This window comes from Streptomyces sp. NPDC020884 (assembly GCF_044333935.1).
Classification (GTDB): domain Bacteria; phylum Actinomycetota; class Actinomycetes; order Streptomycetales; family Streptomycetaceae; genus Streptomyces.
Genome location: NZ_JBIRRY010000002.1, coordinates 61,617 through 80,649 on the forward strand (window position 1 = coordinate 61,617; position 19,033 = coordinate 80,649).

Annotated in this window: 13 protein-coding genes; 2 read left to right on the forward strand and 11 right to left on the reverse strand. The window is 72.3% G+C overall.

Features of this window, described 5'->3' with window-relative positions:
- Window positions 1-5 precede the first annotated feature (5 nt).
- From aroA to ACH4UK_RS07145, 5 genes are all read right to left on the reverse strand, one after another.
- Entirely contained in the window at window positions 6-1,289 is a 1,284-nt protein-coding gene (aroA, locus tag ACH4UK_RS07125) for a 3-phosphoshikimate 1-carboxyvinyltransferase (RefSeq protein WP_398354999.1), read from the reverse strand.
- A gap of 126 nt (window positions 1,290-1,415) precedes the next feature.
- A complete protein-coding gene (locus tag ACH4UK_RS07130; RefSeq protein WP_398355000.1) occupies window positions 1,416-3,371 on the reverse strand; it encodes an acyl-CoA dehydrogenase family protein in 1,956 nt (651 codons plus the stop codon).
- Between the two features lie 243 nt (window positions 3,372-3,614).
- A complete protein-coding gene (locus tag ACH4UK_RS07135) occupies window positions 3,615-5,060 on the reverse strand; it encodes an aldehyde dehydrogenase family protein (protein ID WP_398355001.1) in 1,446 nt (481 codons plus the stop codon).
- A 245-nt stretch (window positions 5,061-5,305) separates the two neighbouring features.
- Window positions 5,306-6,880 (reverse strand): PucR family transcriptional regulator, encoded by a 1,575-nt coding sequence (locus ACH4UK_RS07140; RefSeq protein ID WP_398355002.1) that lies wholly within the window; start codon window positions 6,878-6,880, stop codon window positions 5,306-5,308.
- 207 nt (window positions 6,881-7,087) lie between these two features.
- A complete protein-coding gene (locus ACH4UK_RS07145) occupies window positions 7,088-9,526 on the reverse strand; it encodes an ATP/GTP-binding protein (protein ID WP_398355003.1) in 2,439 nt (812 codons plus the stop codon).
- 268 nt (window positions 9,527-9,794) lie between these two features.
- Between ACH4UK_RS07145 and gabT the strand changes: the two genes are divergently transcribed.
- Both gabT and ACH4UK_RS07155 read left to right on the forward strand, forming a co-directional pair.
- The gene (gabT, locus tag ACH4UK_RS07150) at window positions 9,795-11,135 is read left to right on the forward strand and encodes a 4-aminobutyrate--2-oxoglutarate transaminase (protein WP_398355005.1); all 1,341 of its coding nucleotides are present in this window, start codon (window positions 9,795-9,797) and stop codon (window positions 11,133-11,135) included.
- Between the two features lie 149 nt (window positions 11,136-11,284).
- Entirely contained in the window at window positions 11,285-12,118 is an 834-nt protein-coding gene (locus ACH4UK_RS07155; RefSeq protein ID WP_398355006.1) for a phosphatase PAP2 family protein, read from the forward strand.
- On the opposite strand, the gene ACH4UK_RS07160 is transcribed toward ACH4UK_RS07155, so the two are convergent.
- The 6 genes from ACH4UK_RS07160 to ACH4UK_RS07185 all read right to left on the reverse strand — a co-directional run bounded on the left by ACH4UK_RS07160 (window position 12,084) and on the right by ACH4UK_RS07185 (window position 18,945).
- Window positions 12,084-13,907 carry a chitinase gene (locus ACH4UK_RS07160; protein ID WP_398355007.1) on the reverse strand — a complete coding sequence of 608 codons (1,824 nt, stop codon included), beginning with the start codon at window positions 13,905-13,907 and terminating at the stop codon, window positions 12,084-12,086. The genes ACH4UK_RS07155 and ACH4UK_RS07160 overlap by 35 nt on opposite strands.
- A 90-nt stretch (window positions 13,908-13,997) precedes the next feature.
- Window positions 13,998-14,471: a hypothetical protein gene (locus ACH4UK_RS07165; RefSeq protein WP_398355008.1), complete on the reverse strand. Its 474-nt coding sequence runs from the start codon at window positions 14,469-14,471 to the stop codon at window positions 13,998-14,000.
- A gap of 136 nt (window positions 14,472-14,607) precedes the next feature.
- Window positions 14,608-16,023, reverse strand: a complete 1,416-nt coding sequence (locus tag ACH4UK_RS07170) for an NAD(P)/FAD-dependent oxidoreductase (protein WP_398355009.1) — start codon at window positions 16,021-16,023, stop codon at window positions 14,608-14,610.
- A gap of 23 nt (window positions 16,024-16,046) precedes the next feature.
- Window positions 16,047-16,850 carry an ABC transporter permease gene (locus tag ACH4UK_RS07175; RefSeq protein ID WP_398355010.1) on the reverse strand — a complete coding sequence of 268 codons (804 nt, stop codon included), beginning with the start codon at window positions 16,848-16,850 and terminating at the stop codon, window positions 16,047-16,049.
- Window positions 16,850-17,791 carry an ABC transporter permease gene (locus tag ACH4UK_RS07180; RefSeq protein WP_398355011.1) on the reverse strand — a complete coding sequence of 314 codons (942 nt, stop codon included), beginning with the start codon at window positions 17,789-17,791 and terminating at the stop codon, window positions 16,850-16,852. The genes ACH4UK_RS07175 and ACH4UK_RS07180 overlap by 1 nt, the downstream gene beginning before the upstream one ends.
- Window positions 17,788-18,945 (reverse strand): ABC transporter ATP-binding protein, encoded by a 1,158-nt coding sequence (locus tag ACH4UK_RS07185; protein ID WP_398355012.1) that lies wholly within the window; start codon window positions 18,943-18,945, stop codon window positions 17,788-17,790. The genes ACH4UK_RS07180 and ACH4UK_RS07185 overlap by 4 nt, the downstream gene beginning before the upstream one ends.
- Window positions 18,946-19,033: the final 88 nt, after the last annotated feature.

Here is a 19,033-nt window from a genome sequence, read left to right on the forward strand (position 1 = left end):
GTTCCTCATCCGTGCCCTTCGAGGCCGTTCGCGAAGTCCGCGAAGGCACCGTGGAACCCCGGGAACGTCTTGCGTACGCAGCCGGGGTCGTCGTAGGTGAGACCGGGCGTGCGCAGTCCGGCGACGGCGAAGGACATCACGATGCGGTGGTCGCCGTGGGTGGCGATCTCGGTGGGCTTCGGCGTTCCGGGGTGGATCTCGATCCGGTCGGGACCGGTGTGCACGGTGATGCCCATGGCGCGCAGGTTCTGGGCGCAGGCCTCCAGCCGGTCGCACTCCTTGACCCGGGTGTTGGCGACGTCCTCGATCGTGACGGGGCCGTCCGCGTAGGGGGCGATGGCGGCGAGGGTGGGCATGGTGTCGGAGATGTCGCGCATGTTGACGGTGATCCCGCGCAGCCGGCCGGTGGAGCGGACGGTGGTGGCGTCGGCGCCCACCGCCACCTCGGCGCCCATGTCCCGCAGGACGTCGACGAAGCGCAGGTCGCCCTGGAGCGCGCCGATGCCGAGGCCGGGGACGGTGACCTCGCGGCCGGTGAGGGCGGCGGCGGCGAAGAAGTAGCTCGCGGTGGAGGCGTCGGGTTCGACGGCGTAGGCGGTGGCCCGGTAGCCGCCGATGGGGCCCCCGGTGTCCGGGCGAGGCCGAGAACGCGCGGAGGGGACGGTGAAGGTGTTCCCCTCCCGCAGCACCTCCACGCCGAAATCGCGCATCATCGCGAGGGTGATCTCGACGTACGGCTCCGAGACCAGCTCCGTGACCTCGATGCGCAGCCCCTCTGCGGTGAGCGGTCCGAGCATCAGCAGGGCAGTGAGGTACTGGGACGACTCCCCCGCGTCCAGGGTGAGTTCGCCGCCCCGGATCCCGGCGGCCCGGACGGTCAGCGGGTGGTGTCCCTCGGCCCCCTCGTGGCGCAGGTCGACGCCGAGTGCGGTGAGGGCCCGGGTGAGCGGGGCGAGCGGGCGAGCGCGCATCTGGGCGGAGGCGTCGAAGCGGTACGTCCCGGAGGCGGCGGCCGCGACGAGTGTGGGCAGGAAGCGGGCGGTGGTAGCGCCGTCGCGGCAGTACACGTCGGCGTCGGGGGCGGCGGGCCCGGCCGGGCGGCCCTCGACATGCCAGCGGTCGGCCTCCTGCGTGACCGTGTACCCGAGGCTCCTGAGGCCTTCGGCGAAGCCCTCGGTGTCGTCCGAGCGCAGCGGCCGCAGCAGGGTGGTGGTGCCGTCGGCGGCAGCGGCCAGGAAGAGGGCGCGGGCGGTGACGGACTTGGAGCCGGGGATGTCGATGACGGTCACAACGATCATCCTGCCCTGCGGCGGGCGGGCCGGGCGGGGCGCGTCCGGTGCGTGGACGCGCCCCGATCGACCGGGGCCCCGGCCCGCCGGACGCGGCCCCGGTCGGCTGCGCCGGGCCCCCGGGGCTCAGCGCACCGGGCGGTGCCGGTTCTCCTGGACGGAGGGTCCGGGGGTGGCGTCCGCTATCCAGGGGCCCTCGCCGCTGGGGTCGATGACGCCCTCCTCCAGCCAGGTGTACGTCCCCGACAGGACGCCGTCGACCACGCGCCGGTCGAGGTCGTCGGTGTTGGACCACAGGCGGGTGAACAGCTCCTCCACCCGGATGCGGGACTGCTCGCAGAAGGCGTCCGCGAGCTGGTAGGCCTCGCGGCCGTGCTCCCCCGCGCCGCGCAGGTGCTCGGCGCGGACGCAGGCGGCGCTCATGGCGAAGAGTTCCGCGCCGATGTCGACGATCCGGCCGAGGAAGCCCTGTTTGGTCTCCATCCGGCCCTGCCAGCGGGACATGGCGTAGAAGGTGGACCGGGCGAGCTTGCGCGAGGACCGCTCCACGTACCGGAGATGGCCGGCGAGGTCGCGGTGACCGGCCGGATGGAACTCGGCGTACGTACGCGGGAGTTGACCCGGTCCGGCGACGAGCTTGGGCAGCCAGCGGGCGTAGAACCCGGCGGCGTTCGCGCCCGCCCTCGCCTTGGCGGAGAGCGGCTTGTCGGGGTCGATGATGTCGCCCGCGACCTTGAGGTGGGCGTCCACGGCCTCACGGGCGATCAGCAGGTGCATGATCTCGGTGGAGCCCTCGAAGATCCGGTTGATCCGCATGTCGCGGAGCATCTGCTCGGCGGGGACGGCCCGCTCCCCGCGGGCGGCCAGCGACTCGGCGGTCTCGAAGCCGCGGCCGCCGCGGATCTGGACCAGTTCGTCGGCGATCAGCCAGCCCATCTCGGAGCCGTACAGCTTGGCGAGGGCGGCCTCGATACGGATGTCGTTGCGGTTCTCGTCGGCCATCTGCGAGGAGAGGTCGACGATGGCCTCCAGGGCGAAGGTGGTGGCCGCGATGAACGAGATCTTCACGCCGACCGCCTCGTGCCGGGCGACGGGCCGGCCCCACTGCTCCCGTACGGCGGACCATTCGCGGGCGATCTTCAGGGACCACTTGCCCACGCCTACGCACATCGCGGGCAACGAGAGGCGGCCGGTGTTGAGGGTGGTCAGGGCGATCTTCAGGCCGGCGCCCTCGGCCCCGATCCGGCAGGCGCCGGGGACCCGGACCCGGTGGAAGCGGGTGACGCCGTTCTCGATGCCGCGCAGGCCCATGAAGGCGTTGCGGTGCTCCACGGTGACGCCGGGGGCGTCGGCCTCGACGACGAACGCGGTGATGCCGCCGGGATGGCCCTCGGATGCGGGGACCCGTGCCATGACGACCAGGAGGTCGGCGACGACGCCGTTGGTGGTCCAGAGCTTCACGCCGTCGAGGACGTAGTCCGGTCCGTCGGGCACGGCGGAGGTGGCGAGGCGGGCCGGGTCGGAGCCGACGTCCGGCTCGGTCAGCAGGAAGGCGGAGAGGGCGGTGGTGGCCAGCCGGGGCAGGTAGACGTCCTTCTGCTCCTGGGTGCCGAAGATCTTCAGGGGCTGCGGTACGCCGATCGACTGATGCGCGGAGAGCAGCGCGCCGATCGCGGGGCTGGCGGAGCCGACGAGAGCGAGCGCCTTGTTGTAGTACACCTGGGTGAGGCCGAGTCCGCCGTACTTCGTCTCGATCTTCATCCCGAGCGCGCCGAGCTCCTTGAGACCGGCGATCACCTCGTCGGGGATCCGCGCCTCGCGCTCGATCCGCGCGCTGTCGACGCTCGTCTCGCAGAACGCCCGCAGCCGCGCCAGGAACTCCTCGCCGCGCCGTATGTCGTCGGGCGGCGGCAGGGGGTGCGGATGGATCAGGTCGAGCCGGAAGCGCCCCAGGAACAGCTCCTTGGCGAAGCTGGGCTTGCGCCAGTCCTGTTCCCGGGCGGCCTCGGCGACCCGTCGCGCTTCGCGTTCGGTGACCTTGGGGGCCTTGGGCACCTGGGGGGTGTTGTGTGGTGCGGACATGAGGGACCTCACCTCGCCGCGCGTGACCAGGAGGGGAGGGGTCGCCCGGGACGCGCGGACTGCTAGTCGCTGCTTACTGGTCCGTATGTAACCCGTGTACCCGCGGTTCGGCACCCGCACCAGCCCCCGCGCACGGACACGCGGACGGCCCGAACCCCCGCACAGTGGGTTCGGGCCGTCCGTTTCGCGCCCCCGCCCGCGCACGCTGTCCGGGCGGAGGGCGGGCGGGGTCGTCCAGGGGTGTTACAGGGCGAGGCCGGTGAGGACCAGGACGCGCTCGTAGGTGTAGTCGTCCATCGCGTAGCGCACGCCCTCGCGGCCGACGCCGGACTGCTTGGCGCCGCCGTACGGCATCTGGTCGGCGCGGTACGAGGGGACGTCGCCGATGATCACGCCGCCGACCTCCAGGGCGCGGTGGGCGCGGAAGGCGGTCTGGAGGTCGTGGGTGAAGACGCCGGCCTGGAGGCCGTACGGGGAGGAGTTGACGGCGGCAAACGCCTCGGCCTCGCCGTCCACCTTCTGGAGCGACATGACCGGGCCGAAGACCTCTTCGCAGGAGAGCTTCACGCCGTCGGGGAGGCCGGCGAGGACGGTCGGGGCGTAGGTGGCTCCGTCGCGCTTGCCGCCGGTGAGCAGCTCCGCGCCGCCCTGGACGGCCTCGTCGACCCAGGACTCGACGCGCTGGGCGGCCGCCTCGCTGACGAGGGGGCCGACGTCGGTGGCGGCGTCGGCCGGGTCACCGGTGGCCAGGGCCTCGACGGCGGCGACGATCTTGGGGACGAGCCGGTCGTAGACGGCGGCGTCGGCGATGACGCGCTGCACGGAGATGCAGGACTGGCCGCCCTGGTAATTGGAGAAGGTGGCGATCCGGGTCGCGGCCCAGTCGAGGTCCGCTTCCGAGGCGTAGTCGCCGAGGACGACGGCCGCGCCGTTGCCGCCGAGCTCCAGGGTGCAGTGCTTGCGGGGCACCGACTCCATGATCGCGTAGCCGACCGGGCCGGAGCCGGTGAAGGAGATGACCGGCAGCCGCTCGTCCTGGACCAGGGCGGGCATCCTGTCGTTCGGGACCGTCAGGACGGACCAGGAGCCGGCCGGGAGGTCGGTCTCGGCGAGCAGCTCGCCGAGGATCAGCGAGGAGATCGGGGTGGCCGGGGCCGGCTTGAGGATGATCGGGGCGCCGACGGCGATGGCCGGGGCGACCTTGTGGGCGCTGAGGTTCAGCGGGAAGTTGAAGGGCGCGATGCCGAGGACGGCCCCGCGCGGGAAGCGCCGGGTCAGCCCGAGGCGGCCGGTGCCGCCGAGGTCGGTGTCGAGCCGCTGGGCCTCGCCGCCGTTGAAGCGGCGGGCCTCCTCGGCGGCGAACCGGAACACGGACACGGCCCGGCCGACCTCGCCGCGGGCCCACTTGATCGGCTTGCCGTTCTCCGCCGAGATCAGCTGGGCGATCTCCTCGGTGCGCTCCGTCAGCCGCCGTACGACGTGGTCGAGCGCGGCGGCCCGTACGTGCGCCGGGGTGGCGGCGAACTCGTCGCGTACCGCGTGGGCGGCGGCGACGGCCTCCTCGACCTGGGCGTCGGTCGGCACGCTGACGGTGCCGACGAGGCGTCCGTCGTACGGGTTGGTGACGTCGAAGCTGTCGGCACCGGTGGCCTGGCGGCCGGCTACCCAGAAGGCGTGGGGCGAAGTCATGGAGGTTCCGGCCCTTCGGAGGTCGTGACGGGGGTGGTGGGCGCCGGGAAGGCTCCCCTCTGTGGTCCACGGTAGGGCGGACAGGCGCTCAGGGCGTTTGTCCGGCGTGGAGCGGAGCGGGTGCCGGGTACTCCGAATTGGCGGAGGGCTCACCCGGTCCGGCCGCGCCGGGCTTCCTCGTACGCCGGAGCAGTTCCGGTACGGGGGTGAGCGGCCCGGTCACCGCGAGGCGTCCGGGCGGCGGCTCAGTCCTCGGCGGGCGTCGCCGCCTCGGTCGTCTTGAGGGCGAGCCACAGCTCCATGCGGACGTCCGGGTCGTCCAGCGAGCGGCCCAGGATCTCCTCCACCCGGCGCATCCGGTAGCGCAGGGTGTGCCGGTGCACGCCCAGGTCGGCGGCGGCGGCGTCCCACTGGCCGTGGCGGGAGAGCCAGGCGCGCAGGGAGGCCACGAGGTCGCCGCGGCCCTTGGCGTCGTGCTCGTACAGCGCGCGGAGCATGCCGTCGGCGAAGGCCCGTACCGCGTCGTCGGCGAGCAGCGGCAGGACGGATCCGGCCGCCAGCTCCTCGTGCTCGACCAGCGCCCTGCCCCGGCGGCGGGCGACGGAGAGGGCCTGTTCGGCCTGCTTGTACGCGGCGGAGACGGCGATCGGGCCGGAGGGGGCGGAGAGGCCCACCACGACGTCGCTGTCCTCGGGGCCGCCCTCGCGCGGGGCGCGGTCGTCCTGCGCCTCGGCGTAGGAGGCGCAGGCGGCGACGGCGGAGCCGCCGTCCGCGGCGAGCACGACGACGCGTTCGCCCTCGGGGACCAGGAGCAGCGCCTCGCCGGTGCGGGCGGCGGCGGCCTCCATCGTCTCGGTGAGCAGCTCGGACCCGGCGGGCGCGGCGGCCTCGGCGATCAGCAGCCGGAACGGGGCGTCGAGCAGCCCGCCGTAGAGGTCGCCGGCGACGGCCCGCGCGTGGTCGGGCTGTCCGGCGAGCAGCATCCGCAGGACGGCGGCCCCCAGGCGTTGTTCGGCGCCCTGGAGGGAGCGGGAGCGGGCGGTGGTCAGGGTGAGCAGAGCGACGGCGGAGTGCACGGCGTAGCGCTCGGCGGTGCCGAGCGCTGCTCCGGTGCCGACGGCCAGCGCGCCGCGGGCCCGGCGGCCGGAGCCCAGCGACTGGAGCTCGACCCGGTCCTCGCTGTCGCCGACGACGACGCTGGCCGGGGCGGGGCGGTCCCGGAGGCGCTCGACGTCGGGGGTGAGCCGGGCGGCGCGGCGGGCGGCCCAGTCGGGGGCGGCGGCGAGGACCGCGCCGGAGGTGTCGTACAGGGCGGCCCAGCCGTCGATGTGGGCGGCGAGCCGGGCGAGGAGGTCGGCGGGGCCGTCCCCGGCGAGCGCGGCCCTGGTCAGCTCGCGCTGGGCCTCGAACCCGGCGGTGACCGCGCGGTACTGGTCGGCGGCGATGGCGGCCGAGACGGCCTTGCTGATGGCGAGGAACGGGGTGCGGCGGGGGACTTCGAGGAGCGGCAGCCCGGCCTCCTCGGCGGCGTCGACCAGGGCGGCCGGGACGTGCTCGTAGTTCACGCCGACCGCGAATCCGACCCCGGCGACCCCGGATCCGGCCAGCCGCCGCACATAGCGCCGCATGGCCTCGGCGTTCTCGGCGTCGAGATTGGTGGCGGTCACGAGGAGGAGTTCGCCGCCGTCCATGTACGGAACGGGATCGGCGAGCTCGCTGGCGTGGGCCCAGCGCACGAGGGTGTCGAGCCGGTCCGCGCCCGCCCGCACGGTGAGCTTGAGCGCCGAGTTCTGGACGAGCGAGGCGAGCGTGGGGGGCATGGGCGGGGAACCCTCAAGGTCGGGGACGAGGTCGCGGCGCCGCCGTGGGGACGGCCGGATCGCCGCCGGATCGATGACTCCGCATTGCGCCGTCCCGTATGAACGGCTGTCTCCGATTCTGCCAGGGCGGCAGGGTTCCTCTCACCGCTCCCGGCGGCCCTTCTCCACTACTCCCGGGTAGGGGGTCTCGGGGCGGGGGCGGGGTTCTCAGGCGTCGAGGTGGACGAGGAGCGGGGGGGCGTGCTCGCCCTCGACATTCGCCAGTCGGACGACGGCGTGGCCGGCCGGGACCGCGTACGCCAGCTCCGAGGCCGACCAGCGCTCCCGCTCGACCTGCCGCACGGTCACCGCGTCCGTGGTCACGGCCTTGCCGGTGACGAGCTTGCGCAGGGCGTGCAGGGCGCGGGTGAACGGCTGGTCGGCGAAGACGGTGTGCTGGGCGACCTCGCGGGTCTCGACCCATTCCTTGCCCCAGGCCTCGGCGAAGCGCTTGCCGTCCCAGGTGGTGATCCCGGAGAAGGCCGCCGTGCAGCCGACCGCACCGAGCAGCGGGGTGTGCAGGGCCTCGGGAACGTCGTCGACGGTCCGCAGGGCGAGCACCACCCCCGCGTTGACCGAGCGCAGTCGGCGGATGCCGCGGACGGTCTCGGCGGTCACGGCGTGGGTGGCGTCGTCCAGGACGAGGCAGGCGAAGAGCGCGGTGTCGGTGCGGGCGGCGGTGATCGCGGTGAACTGGGCGAGGAGCAGCCGGGTGAGGAGCCGGGAAGCCTCCGCGTGGCCGCGTTCGGGCAGATCGACGCGGACCCGCAGCGGGTGCTGGCCGAGCGCGCGCAGCGAGAAGGGCCGGGCGTCCGGGCCGGTGGCGAAGAACCCGGTGAACGCCGGCCGGTCGAGCAGGGCGACCCGGTCGGCGAGGGCCGGTGCGGGGTCGCCGGGGCCGCCCGCCTGCCGGGACCGCGCGTCCAGTTCACGGAGCATCGCTCGGTGGCCGGCGGCTTCGAGGGAGGCACGGAGTCCGTCGAGCGCGGCCGGTGTGCCGTCGAGGAGTTCGCGCAGTTCGGGCACGGAGGGGAAGTACCCGTGGGCGGCGCGGTACGGGCCGAGCAACTGGGCGAGGACCGTGGCGGCGCGGCGGCTGTCGAGGCTGCCGACATCGCCGACGAGCCCTTCGGCGAGGACGGCTGCCGCCTCGTCGGGGTCGGTGGTGCCGCCGTAGAGGTCGATGTCGTGGGCGGAGCCGGGGTGGCCGATGCGGACGACGACGTCGAAGGAGTCGTCGGGTCCGAGCGGCGCACCCGCCCCGCCGACGGCGAGAACCGCGGCCTGTCCGGCCAGTGCGCGCAGGGCCAGGGCCTCGACGACCGGCCGGATCAGCCGGGCCGACTTCCCTGCGCCGGGCGGTCCGACCGCGAGCAGGGAGGTGCCCAGCAGCGCGGGTTCCAGGGCGAGGCCCGTGCCCCGGCGGACATAGGGGTTGTGCGGGTCCTCGGCGCACCGGCCGATCCTGACCTGGCCGGTGAGCACGTCGTGGCGGGCGGTCCGCCGGGGCAGGTCGCGGTGGCCGGAGGGGTGCAGGGCCGCGGCGCCGCCGGTCCGCAGTACGGCCTCGGCGAGGGGGGCGAGCCGGTCGGGCCGCCGGGTGGCGAGGGTCCACGCGTGGCGCAGCCGGGCCACGTCCACGTCGTTCATGCGGCCGGTGCGGACCTCGGCGGTGAGGGTGTCCGCGGCATCGGTCCAGCCCGCCGCGCGCAGCTCGGGCCACTGATCGGCGGAGGTCGTGGTGGCGGGGGCCGCGTCGTCGTCCGGCCTCGGGGCGGCGCTCCCCCGGCGGGCGGCGATCAGTTCGCGCCAGCGGCCGCCCCGGGCGAAGGGCCAGAGCACGGCGGCGGCGATCACCCCGTAGATCACGTTGACGACGGTCTGGCTCTGGTAGATCTCGCCGCCCGCGACGGAGGCGACCAGGACAAGGACCGGGCGGACGACCGGAAGCGTCTCCTTCCAGACGAGCAGCTGGGTCAGGGCCGCCGCGACGGCTGCCGCGACGGCGAGGAAGGGCTGGCCCCGGCCCGCGACATGGCGGCGGAACAGCTCGGACCAGTTGCCGATCCGCCCGCAGCCGTAGGCCAGCAGCCCGAACAGGATCGCCTCGTACACCGTGAGGGCGTCGCTGCCCTCGATGGTGCGGGGCCCGCCGGACGTTCCCGGGTTCCACCACTCCCCCGGGGTGAAGAGCTTCAGGGGGACGAGCCGGTAGGGGAGATAGCCGTTGCGCCACAGCGACCACAGCAGCAGCGCGGAGAGCAACGAGATCAGGGCGCCGACCAGCAGTGACCGGTCGGAGACGCCCTCGGGCTCCTCGGGGGGCGGCGGGGTGTATCCGTACCGCCAGACGCCCGGTTCCTGGGGCGGGCGGGGGGTGCGCAGCCAGGCGTCGAGCGGGGCCCCGGGGGGAGGCTGCTCGGCCGGTGGAGCTGCGGGGCGGGCCGGGCGCCGTTCGACCGGCGGGGCCGGGTGCGGGGCCGCCGGGTACGGGCCGGCAGCGGGAGGCGGCACCCGCGGCGGGGTCGTGGGCGGTGGCGGGAGAGCCGGTCCGGGGACTCTGTCCGCGCTCGATCCCCGTACGCCCCGCGTGCCGTCGTCGTCCATGAACCACTGCCCCCTTGACCTGCCGGTCCGTCCGCTGCCCCGGTCAATGTAGTGCGCGCACACGGTGAGTTCAGCAACGCGCCCGGATAGTGACCGTCAGGGCCGCCGTGGACGCGGACTGCGCCGACACGGCGGGCAGGCCCCGCCATCTGTCCGCCAAGGACAAGGACACACCCCCCACCACTCCCGATCGGAGCATGCCCGCACCCCTCCCCCACCCCTAGCCTGCAGAAAGAAGAGCGTCCGAGACACCCCCCAGGAGCCCCTCATGACCGCAATCCCGCAGGAGCGCCGCGTCGTCACTGCCATCCCCGGCCCGAAGTCGGTCGAGCTGCAGGCTCGCCGCCTGGCGGCCGTCGCCGCAGGTGTGGGCTCCACCCTGCCGGTGTTCACCGCCCGTGCGGGCGGCGGGATCATCGAGGACGTGGACGGCAACCGTCTGATCGACTTCGGGTCCGGGATCGCCGTGACCTCCGTGGGCGCGTCCGCCGAGGCCGTCGTGCGGCGGGCCTCCGCGCAGCTCGCGGACTTCACCCACACCTGTTTCATGGTCACGCCGTACGAGGGGTACGTCGAGGTCTGCGAGCAGCTCGCCGAGCTGACGCCGGGCGACCACGCGAAGAAGTCCGCGCTGTTCAACTCGGGCGCCGAGGCCGTCGAGAACGCGGTGAAGATCGCCCGCGCCCACACCAAGCGCACCGCCGTCGTCGTCTTCGACCACGGCTACCACGGCCGGACCAACCTCACCATGGGCATGACGGCGAAGAACATGCCGTACAAGCAGGGCTTCGGCCCGTTCGCGCCCGAGGTCTACCGCGTCCCGGTCGCCTACGGCTACCGCTGGCCGACCGGCGCCGAGAACGCCGGCGCCGAGGCGTCCGCGCAGGCCATCGACGCGATCACCAAGCAGATCGGCGCGGACAACGTCGCCGCGATCATCATCGAGCCGGTGCTCGGCGAGGGCGGCTTCATCGAGCCCGCCAAGGGCTTCCTGCCGGCGATCGCCCGGTTCGCCAAGGACAACGGCATCGTGTTCGTCGCGGACGAGATCCAGTCCGGCTTCTGCCGTACCGGCCAGTGGTTCGCCTGCGAGGACGAGGGCATCGTTCCCGACCTCATCACCACCGCCAAGGGCATCGCGGGCGGTCTGCCGCTGTCCGCCGTCACCGGCCGCGCCGAGATCATGGACGCCGCGCACGCCGGCGGCCTGGGCGGTACGTACGGGGGCAACCCGGTGGCCTGCGCCGGTGCGCTCGGGGCCATCGAGACGATGCGCGAGCTGGACCTGAACGGGAAGGCCAAGCGGATCGAGGAGGTCATGAAGGGCCGCCTCGCCGAGATGCGGGCCAAGCTGCCGAACGGCGACATCATCGGCGACATCCGCGGCCGCGGCGCGATGATCGCGATCGAGCTGGTGAAGTCCGGCACCAAGGACCCGAACCCGGAGGCCGCCGCGCAGCTCGCGAAGTCCTGCCACGCCGAGGGCCTCCTGGTCCTCACCTGCGGCACGTACGGCAACGTCCTGCGCTTCCTGCCGCCGCTGGTGATCGGCGAGGACCTGCTCAACGAGGGCCTGGACCTGATCGAGCAGGCTTTCGGTCAGCTCTGATCCCGTCGAACCGGAATGCGGGCGGAGCGGGCGTATCCCCGCTTCCGTCCGGCATCCGGGTGAGGGCCTGTGAAGAAGGTGTGCGGGGGCGATGGCGGGAGGCGGCGGCGGCTGTCGGCCGCCCCTCGGCTGCCGTACGGTTTCTGCAGATGAGAGAAACACCTCGACCGCGGGAAACCGCGGCCGACTCCGGACCGGGGCTTCCCCAGCGCCGTCCGGGGCGTGCGTTCGCGCACACCGGAGCCTCGGGCTCCGGGACTCCTCACCGATCGGACGGCCGCCCGCCCCACACCCCCCGGGGCGCGCGGCGAACCGATCTCGCCGGCCATCCCGGAACAACCCCCCCTGTTCCCGGGTGGCCGGCCCCTCTTGTTTCCGGCGTCCTCGGTCTGCTCGCGGTCCTCTTCGCGCTGATCACCTGGCAGGTCGCCGTCGACGGCCCGCTGCTGCGGCCGGACGAGCGCCTCGGCGCGGAGCTCTTCGGGCGGGGGCCGGGCGCGCTGACCCAGCTCTTCTCCGACCTCGGCGGGATGCCGGTGGCGCTCCCGGTGCTCACCTGTGTGATCGCGTACGCCCTGTGGCGCGGCGCGCGGCGGCTCGCCGTGTACGCGGCCCTCACGATGGCGGCGGTGCCCGCCCTGGTGATCCCCCTGAAGGTGGCCACCGCCCGGCAGGGGCCGCTGACCGAGGCGGTCAACTACTACCCCTCCGGCCATACGGCGACGGCGGCCGTGGCGTACGGGGCCTCGGCCCTGGTGCTGCTGGCCCTGCCGCGTCCGTCGTGGCTGCGGGAGGCGTCCTGGCCCCGGGCGTGGATGATGCCCGTCGCCGCGATCCTGTTGACCACGGCGACGGGCATCGGTCTGGTGCTGCACGGCTACCACTGGCCGCTGGACGTGCTGGCCAGTTGGTGCCTGGGGCCGCTGGTGCTCGCGCCCCTGTGGTGGGTCAGCCGCCGAAGTAGGCGTCGAAGTTCCGGCTGAACTCCCAGCTGTTGAAGCGGTCCCAGTTGATGGACCAGGTCATCAGGCCGCGCAGGTCCGACCAGGTCCCGTGGGTCTGGTAGGAGCCGCAGGAGGTCTTCTTGATCAGGCAGTCGAGCGCCTTGTTGACCTCGGCCGGTGAGGTGTGGCCGTTGCCCGCCTGGGTGGAGGCCGGGAGGCCGATGGCGACCTGGTCGGGGCGCAGGCCCGGGAAGACCTTGGCGGTGTCGCCCGCCACCGGGAAGCCCGCCAGCAGCATGTCGGTCATCGCGATGTGGAAGTCCGCGCCGCCCATCGAGTGGTACTGGTTGTCCAGGCCCATGATCGGGCCCGAGTTGTAGTCCTGGACGTGCAGCAGGGTCAGGTCGTCGCGCAGCGCGTGGATGACCGGCAGATAGGAGCCGGCGCGCGGGTCCTGGCCGCCCCAGGGACCGGATCCGTAGAACTGGTAGCCGAGCTGTACGAAGAAGGTCTCCGGCGCCATCGTGAGGACGAAGTCCGGGCCGTACTTCGCCTTGAGTGACTTCACCGCGGAGATCAGGTTGACGATCACCGGTGAGGTGGGGCTGCGGAAGTCGGTGTCGCCGGTGTCGAGGGAGAGGGAGTGGCCCTCGAAGTCGATGTCCAGGCCGTCCAGCCCGTAGGTGTCGATGATCTTCGAGACCGAGGTGACGAAGGCGTCCCGGGCCGCGGTGGAGCCGAGCTGCACCTGTCCGTTCTGGCCGCCGATCGAGATCAGCACCTTCTTGCCCGCGGCCTGCTTGGCCTTGATCGCGGCCTTGAACTCCGCCTCGGACTCGACGTTCGGGCACTCGGCGACCGGGCAGAGCGCGAAGCGGATGTCGCCGGAGGTGACGGAGGTGGGCTCGCCGAAGGCGAGGTTGACGACGTCCCAGGAGTCGGGCACGTCCGCCATCCTCGTGTAGCCGGAGCCGTTGGCGAAGCTGGAGTGCAGATAGCCGACGAGTGCGCGGGCCGGGAGCTTGGGGTCGCCGCCTCCGCCGCCCTGCGTGGTGGTCGCGGTGACGGCGGCCGACTTCGCGGACTCACCGGCCGCGTTGGCGGCGGTGACCTGGAAGCTGTACGCGGTGGAGGCGGTCAGGCCCGTCACGGTGGCGGACGGTCCGGTGGCCGAGGCCACCTTCGTACCACCGCGGTAGACGTGGTAGCCGCTCGCGCCGGAGACGGCGTTCCAGGAGAGCGCGACGGATGAGGAGGTGAGCGCGGTGGTCTTCAGGCCCGCAGGGACGGCGGGGACCACGACGGGGTCGCCGCCGGGGCCGACGAGGGTGAGGTCGTCGGCGTAGTAGTCGGGGGTGCCGTACCAGCCGTGGGTGTAGACGCTCACGGAGGTGGTGGAGGGGCCGGTGGTGAAGGTGGTGGTGAGCTGCTTCCACGCTTCGGGGGACTGGGTCCAGGCGGAGACGTCGGTGGTGCCGGTGCCGGACGCCCCGAGGTAGACGTAGCTGCCCCGCACCCAGGCGCTCAGCGTGTAGGAGGAGTTGGGCTTGACGGTGACGCTCTGGGAGCACTTGGCGTGGTCGCTGCCGGCCGGGGTCGCCTTGAGCGCGGAAGCGCCGCTGCGGGTGGGCGCGGAGACGGCCGCCCCGCTGGAGTTCGCGCAGGTCCAGCCGTCCAGGCCCGCCTCGAAGCCGCCGTTGCGCATCAGGTCCGCGTCGGCCGCACTCACCGCGGGCGCCGAGGCGACCAGGACTCCGGCGGCGAGCAGGGCGGCCGAGCAGACGGCCAGAAGTCTGGAAAATCTGACGATTGGTCCGGTGCGTTCCACAACAGCCTCCGCGCAGGGGGGAATTCGGGGTTCGGCGTGCGCACAACATGGTCCAGACCAATGAGGTTGTCAAGACCTCTGGCAGCCCGCTCAGCCCTCCGGCCGCTCTTCGCGGGCCTCCCGGGCGGCGGCGCCCGCCGCCTCGTGCATCGCGAGTTCCAGGAGCCCGGCGTCGGTGAGGGTCCCCGACCCGTCCGGCGGGACCAGCCAGCGCGTTCCCCCGGTGGCCCGCCCCGGATAGGGGACGACGATCCAGGTGCCCTGGCCGCAGCCCCTGATCCCGGTGCCGATCCAGCGGGAGACGGTGCCCGGCGGGACGAAGAAGCCCATCCGGGACTCCCCGAAGTCGGCGAGGACGGGTCCCGGGCGGTCGATCAGGCGGGTGAGGACGTCGAGCGTCGGATACCCCAGCTCACCCGGGAGGATCAGAACGTCCCAGCGCCGACCGGCGGGAAGGAGCGCGATCCCCTGCGGATTGCGCTCCCACTCCCACCGGCAGGCGTCCGGGTCCGGTGCCACCGATGTGAGCCACTCGACCGCGGCTTTCGTTTCCGAGCCAGTCATGACCAGCCTCCCGTTGGCGTGGGCGCCGGCAGGGTTCCGCCGGTGCTTCACGTGCGAGAGAGGGCTCGGCGCCGACTATGACGCGGGTTGTGGCTACCAGTTGGTAGTGAAGTGGGTCACAGCGGCCGTGACCAGGTCAGCTGTCGAAGCCGAGGCCCAGCTTGTCCATGGTCTTCAACCACAGATTGCGGTGTCCGCCGTTGCTGTCGGCACGGGCCAGGGACCGCTTGGTGATCTCGATCCCGGCCCAGGCGAAGGGCTCCGGCGGGAAGGGCATCGGCTTCGAGCGGACCATCTCCAGACGGGTCCGCTCGGTCTCCTCGCCGGAGAGCAGGTCGAGCATCACGTCGGCCCCGAACCGGGTGGATCCGACGCCGAGTCCGGTGAACCCGGCCGCGTAGGCGACCCGTCCCTGATGGGCCGTCCCGAAGAAGGCCGTGAAACGGGAACAGGTGTCGATCGCGCCGCCCCAGGCGTGCGAGAAATTCAGCCCGGAAAGCTGGGGAAAGCAGTCGAAGAACTGCTCCGCGAGTTTCAGGAACGTCTCCGGACGCTGATCGAGATCGGCGCTGAGCCGGCCCCCGTACGGATAGATCGCGTCGTATCCGCCCCACAGGATCCGGTTGTCGGCGGAAAGCCGGAAGTAATGGAACTGATTCGCGCTGTCGCCGAGCCCCTGCCGCCCCTTCCAGCCGATGGATTCCCGCTGCTGAGGGCTGAGCGGCTCGGTCATCAGCGCGTAGTCGTAGACCGGCACGGTGTAGGGCCGGACCCGCTTGACGAGCGAGGGGAAGATGTTGGTGCCGAGGGCGACGCGGCGGGCGAAGACCCGGCCGTAGGGGGTGCGGACCGCCATTCCGGAGCCGGAGCGGACCAGGTCCAGGCCGCGCGTGTGCTCGTGGATCCGTACGCCGAGCTCCAGGCAGACCCGCTTCAGGCCCCAGGCGAGCTTCGCCGGGTGCAGCATCGCGACGCCGCGCCGGTCCCAGAGCCCGCCGAGGAAGGTGGGCGAGTCGACCTCGGCGCGCAGGGCGTCGCGGTCCAGGAAGTCCACGCCGGTGATGCCGAGCCGCTGGAGCTCCTCGTGCCATTCCCGCAGCTCCTGGAGCTGGTGGGGCTCGGTGGCGACGTCGATCTCGCCGGTCCGCTCGAATGCGCAGTCGATGTCGTAGCGGGCGACGGCGGCCTCGATGGCGTCGAGGTTCTGCTCCCCCAGCTCCTCCAGCCGGGCGATCTCCCCGGGCCAGCGCTCCAGGCCGTTGGCCAGGCCGTGGGTGAGGGAGGCGGCGCAGAAGCCGCCGTTGCGACCCGAGGCGGCCCAGCCCACCTCGTGCCCCTCGATGAGGACGACATCGCGGTCCGGGTCGCGCTCCTTGGCGATGAGCGCGGTCCACAGGCCGCTGTAGCCGCCGCCGATGACCAGGAGGTCGGTGTGCTCGTCGCCGGTGAGGGCGGGCAGCGCATCGGGCCTGGCCGGGTCGTCGAGCCAGTAGGAGACCGGCTTGGCGCCGGAGAGTGCATGGGCGGCCGTACGCATGGCAGCTGGGGCCATGGTTTCCAACTCCTTCAGGAATTTCAGGGTCGAGCGTTGTTCTTCCGTCGGCTCGCGACGATCTGGCCGACGAGAACCATCGATATCGCAATGATGAACATGGCGGTGCCGATGACGTTGATCTGCACGGGCGTGCCGCGCTGTGCCGAACCCCAGACGAACATGGGGAACGTGACGGTGGAGCCCGCGTTGAAATTCGTGATGATGAAATCGTCGAACGAGAGCGCGAAGGCCAGCAGCGCTCCCGCCGCGATGCCGGGGGCGGCGATGGGAAGGGTCACCCGTACGAAGGTCTGCACGGGGCCCGCGTAGAGGTCGCGGGCGGCTTCCTCCAGTCTCGGGTCCATCGACATCACGCGCGCCTTGACGGCGGTCACCACGAAGCTGAGGCAGAACATGATGTGCGCGATCAGCACGGTCCAGAAGCCGAGCTGGGCTCCCATGTTCAGGAAGAGCGTGAGCAGGGAGGCGGCCATGACGACCTCGGGCATGGCCATCGGCAGGAAGATCAGCGAGCTGATCGCGCCGCGTGCCCGGAAGCGGTAGCGGACCAGCGCGAACGCGATCATCGTGCCGAGCGCGGTCGCCCCGAGCGTCGCCCAGAAGGCGATCTGGAGCGAGAGGGAGAGCGAGCCGCACAGGTCGGCGACGCCGCACGGGTCCTTCCAGGCGTCCAGCGAGAACTGCTGCCAGGCGTAGTTGAAGCGCCCGTTCGGCTTGTTGAACGAGAAGACCATCACGACGATGTTCGGCAGGATCATGTACGCGAGGGTCAGCAGACCCGCGATGACGATCAGGTTCCGGCGTATCCAGCGCAGTACGGGCATCAGACCAGGTCCTCCGTCCCGGAGCGGCGGATGTAGAAGGTGACCGCCAGCAGGACGATCGCCATGAGGATGAACGAGAGCGCGGCGGCCGTCGGATAGTCCAGGACCCGCAGGAACTGGCTCTGGATGACGCTGCCGACCATCTTGGTGTCGGTGGAGCCCAGCAGCTCGGCGTTGACGTAGTCGCCGCTGGCCGGGATGAAGGTCAGCAGGGTGCCGGAGACGACGCCGGGCATGGAGAGCGGGAACGTCACCTTGCGGAACGTGGTGGCGGGGGTGGCGTAGAGGTCGCCCGCCGCCTCGTGCAGCCGGCCGTCGATCCGCTCCAGCGAGGTGTAGAGCGGCAGGATCATGAACGGCAGGAAGTTGTACGTCAGACCGCAGACGACGGCCATCGGCGTGGCGAGGACCCGGTTGGACTCGGTCCAGCCGAGCCAGCTGGTGACGTCCAGGACGTGCAGCGTGTTGAGCACGTCCACGACCGCGCCGCCGTCGGCGAGGATCGTCTTCCACGCCAGCGTACGGATGAGGAAGCTGGTGAAGAACGGGGCGATGACCAGGACCAGCACCAGGTTGCGCCAGCGGCCCGCCTTGAAGGCGATGAGGTAGGCGAGCGGGTAGCCCAGCAGCAGGCACAGGATCGTGGCGGTGCCCGCGTACAGCAGGGACCGGATGAACTGCGGGTAGTAGTCGCGCAGCGCGTCCACGTACGTCTGGAAGTGCCAGGTGACCTCGAAGCCCTGCTCCAGGGAGCCGGTCTGTACGGAGGTGGAGGCCTGGTAGACGAGCGGCAGGGCGAAGAAGACGAGCAGCCAGAGGATGCCGGGGAGCAGCAGCCAGTAGGGGACGAGGCGTTTGCGGGTGGAGGGCTTGCGGAGCGCCGGTCCTGTGGGCTCCTCCGGCTGCGAAGGGGGCGCGGGCGGCGCCTCGGTGAGGCTCACGCCGCGTCCTCCACGCTCTCCACGCCGGCGTCGATGTCCTGGTCCGCGTCGAGTCCGAAGGTGTGGGCGGGGTTCCAGTGCAGGACGACCTCCGCGCCGGGGAGGAGTCCCGTACGCCTGCCGATGTTCTGCTCGTACACCTGGAGCGCCTTGCCCGCCGGGCTCTCGACCACGTACTGGGTGGAGACGCCGATGAAGCTGGAGTCGGTGATGCGACCGGTGACGCGGTTGCGGCCGGCGGCTATCCCATCCGCCTGGTCCGCGTGGGCCAGGGATATCTTCTCCGGCCGGATGCCGAGGAGGAGACGGCCGCCGGCGGCGGTGGAGGAGGCCGAACATCGCTCGCGGGGCAGGGCGAGCTTCCCGCCGCCCGCGGCCACCACCAGCTCCTCGCCGGTGGACACGATCTCGCCCTCGATGAGGTTGGAGGTGCCGAGGAAGTTGGCGACGAAGGTGGTGCGCGGGTTCTCGTAGAGGTCGGCGGGCGCGCCGAGCTGCTCGACGCGGCCCCCGTTCATCACCGCGACGGTGTCGGCCATGGTCATGGCCTCCTCCTGGTCGTGGGTGACGTGCACGAAGGTGATGCCGACCTCGGTCTGGATCCGCTTGAGCTCCAGCTGCATCTGGCGGCGGAGCTTGAGGTCGAGGGCGCCGAGCGGTTCGTCGAGCAGCAGGACCTGCGGGTGGTTGATGAGCGCGCGGGCGACGGCGACGCGCTGCTGCTGGCCGCCGGAGAGCTGGTGCGGTTTACGGCGGGCGAAGTCGCCGAGCTGGACCAGCTCCAGCATCTCGGCGACCTGCTTCTTCACCGACTTGACGCCGCGCCGCCGGAGCCCGAAGGCGACGTTCTCGACGACGTCCAGGTGCGGGAAGAGCGCGTAGCTCTGGAAGACGGTGTTGACCGGCCGTTTGTACGGGGGCAGGTCGGTGATGTCCTTGTCCCCGAGGAAGACCGTGCCGGTGGTGGCCTCCTCCAGGCCCGCGATCATCCGCAGGGTGGTGGTCTTGCCGCAGCCGGACGCGCCGAGCAGGGCGAAGAAGGAGCCCTGGGGGACGGTCAGGTCGAGCGGCTGTACGGCGGTGAAGGAGCCGTAGGTCTTGCTGATCCCGGCGAGGCGGACATCGCCGCCCGCGGTCTGCTGCTGCTGTGTCATGGGTCGCAGTCCCAGTGTGTTCGGGGGGAGTTCGGGGAAGGGGGTGACCTGGCCGGGCGGACCGGCCCGTGCCGGGGCCGGTGGCTGT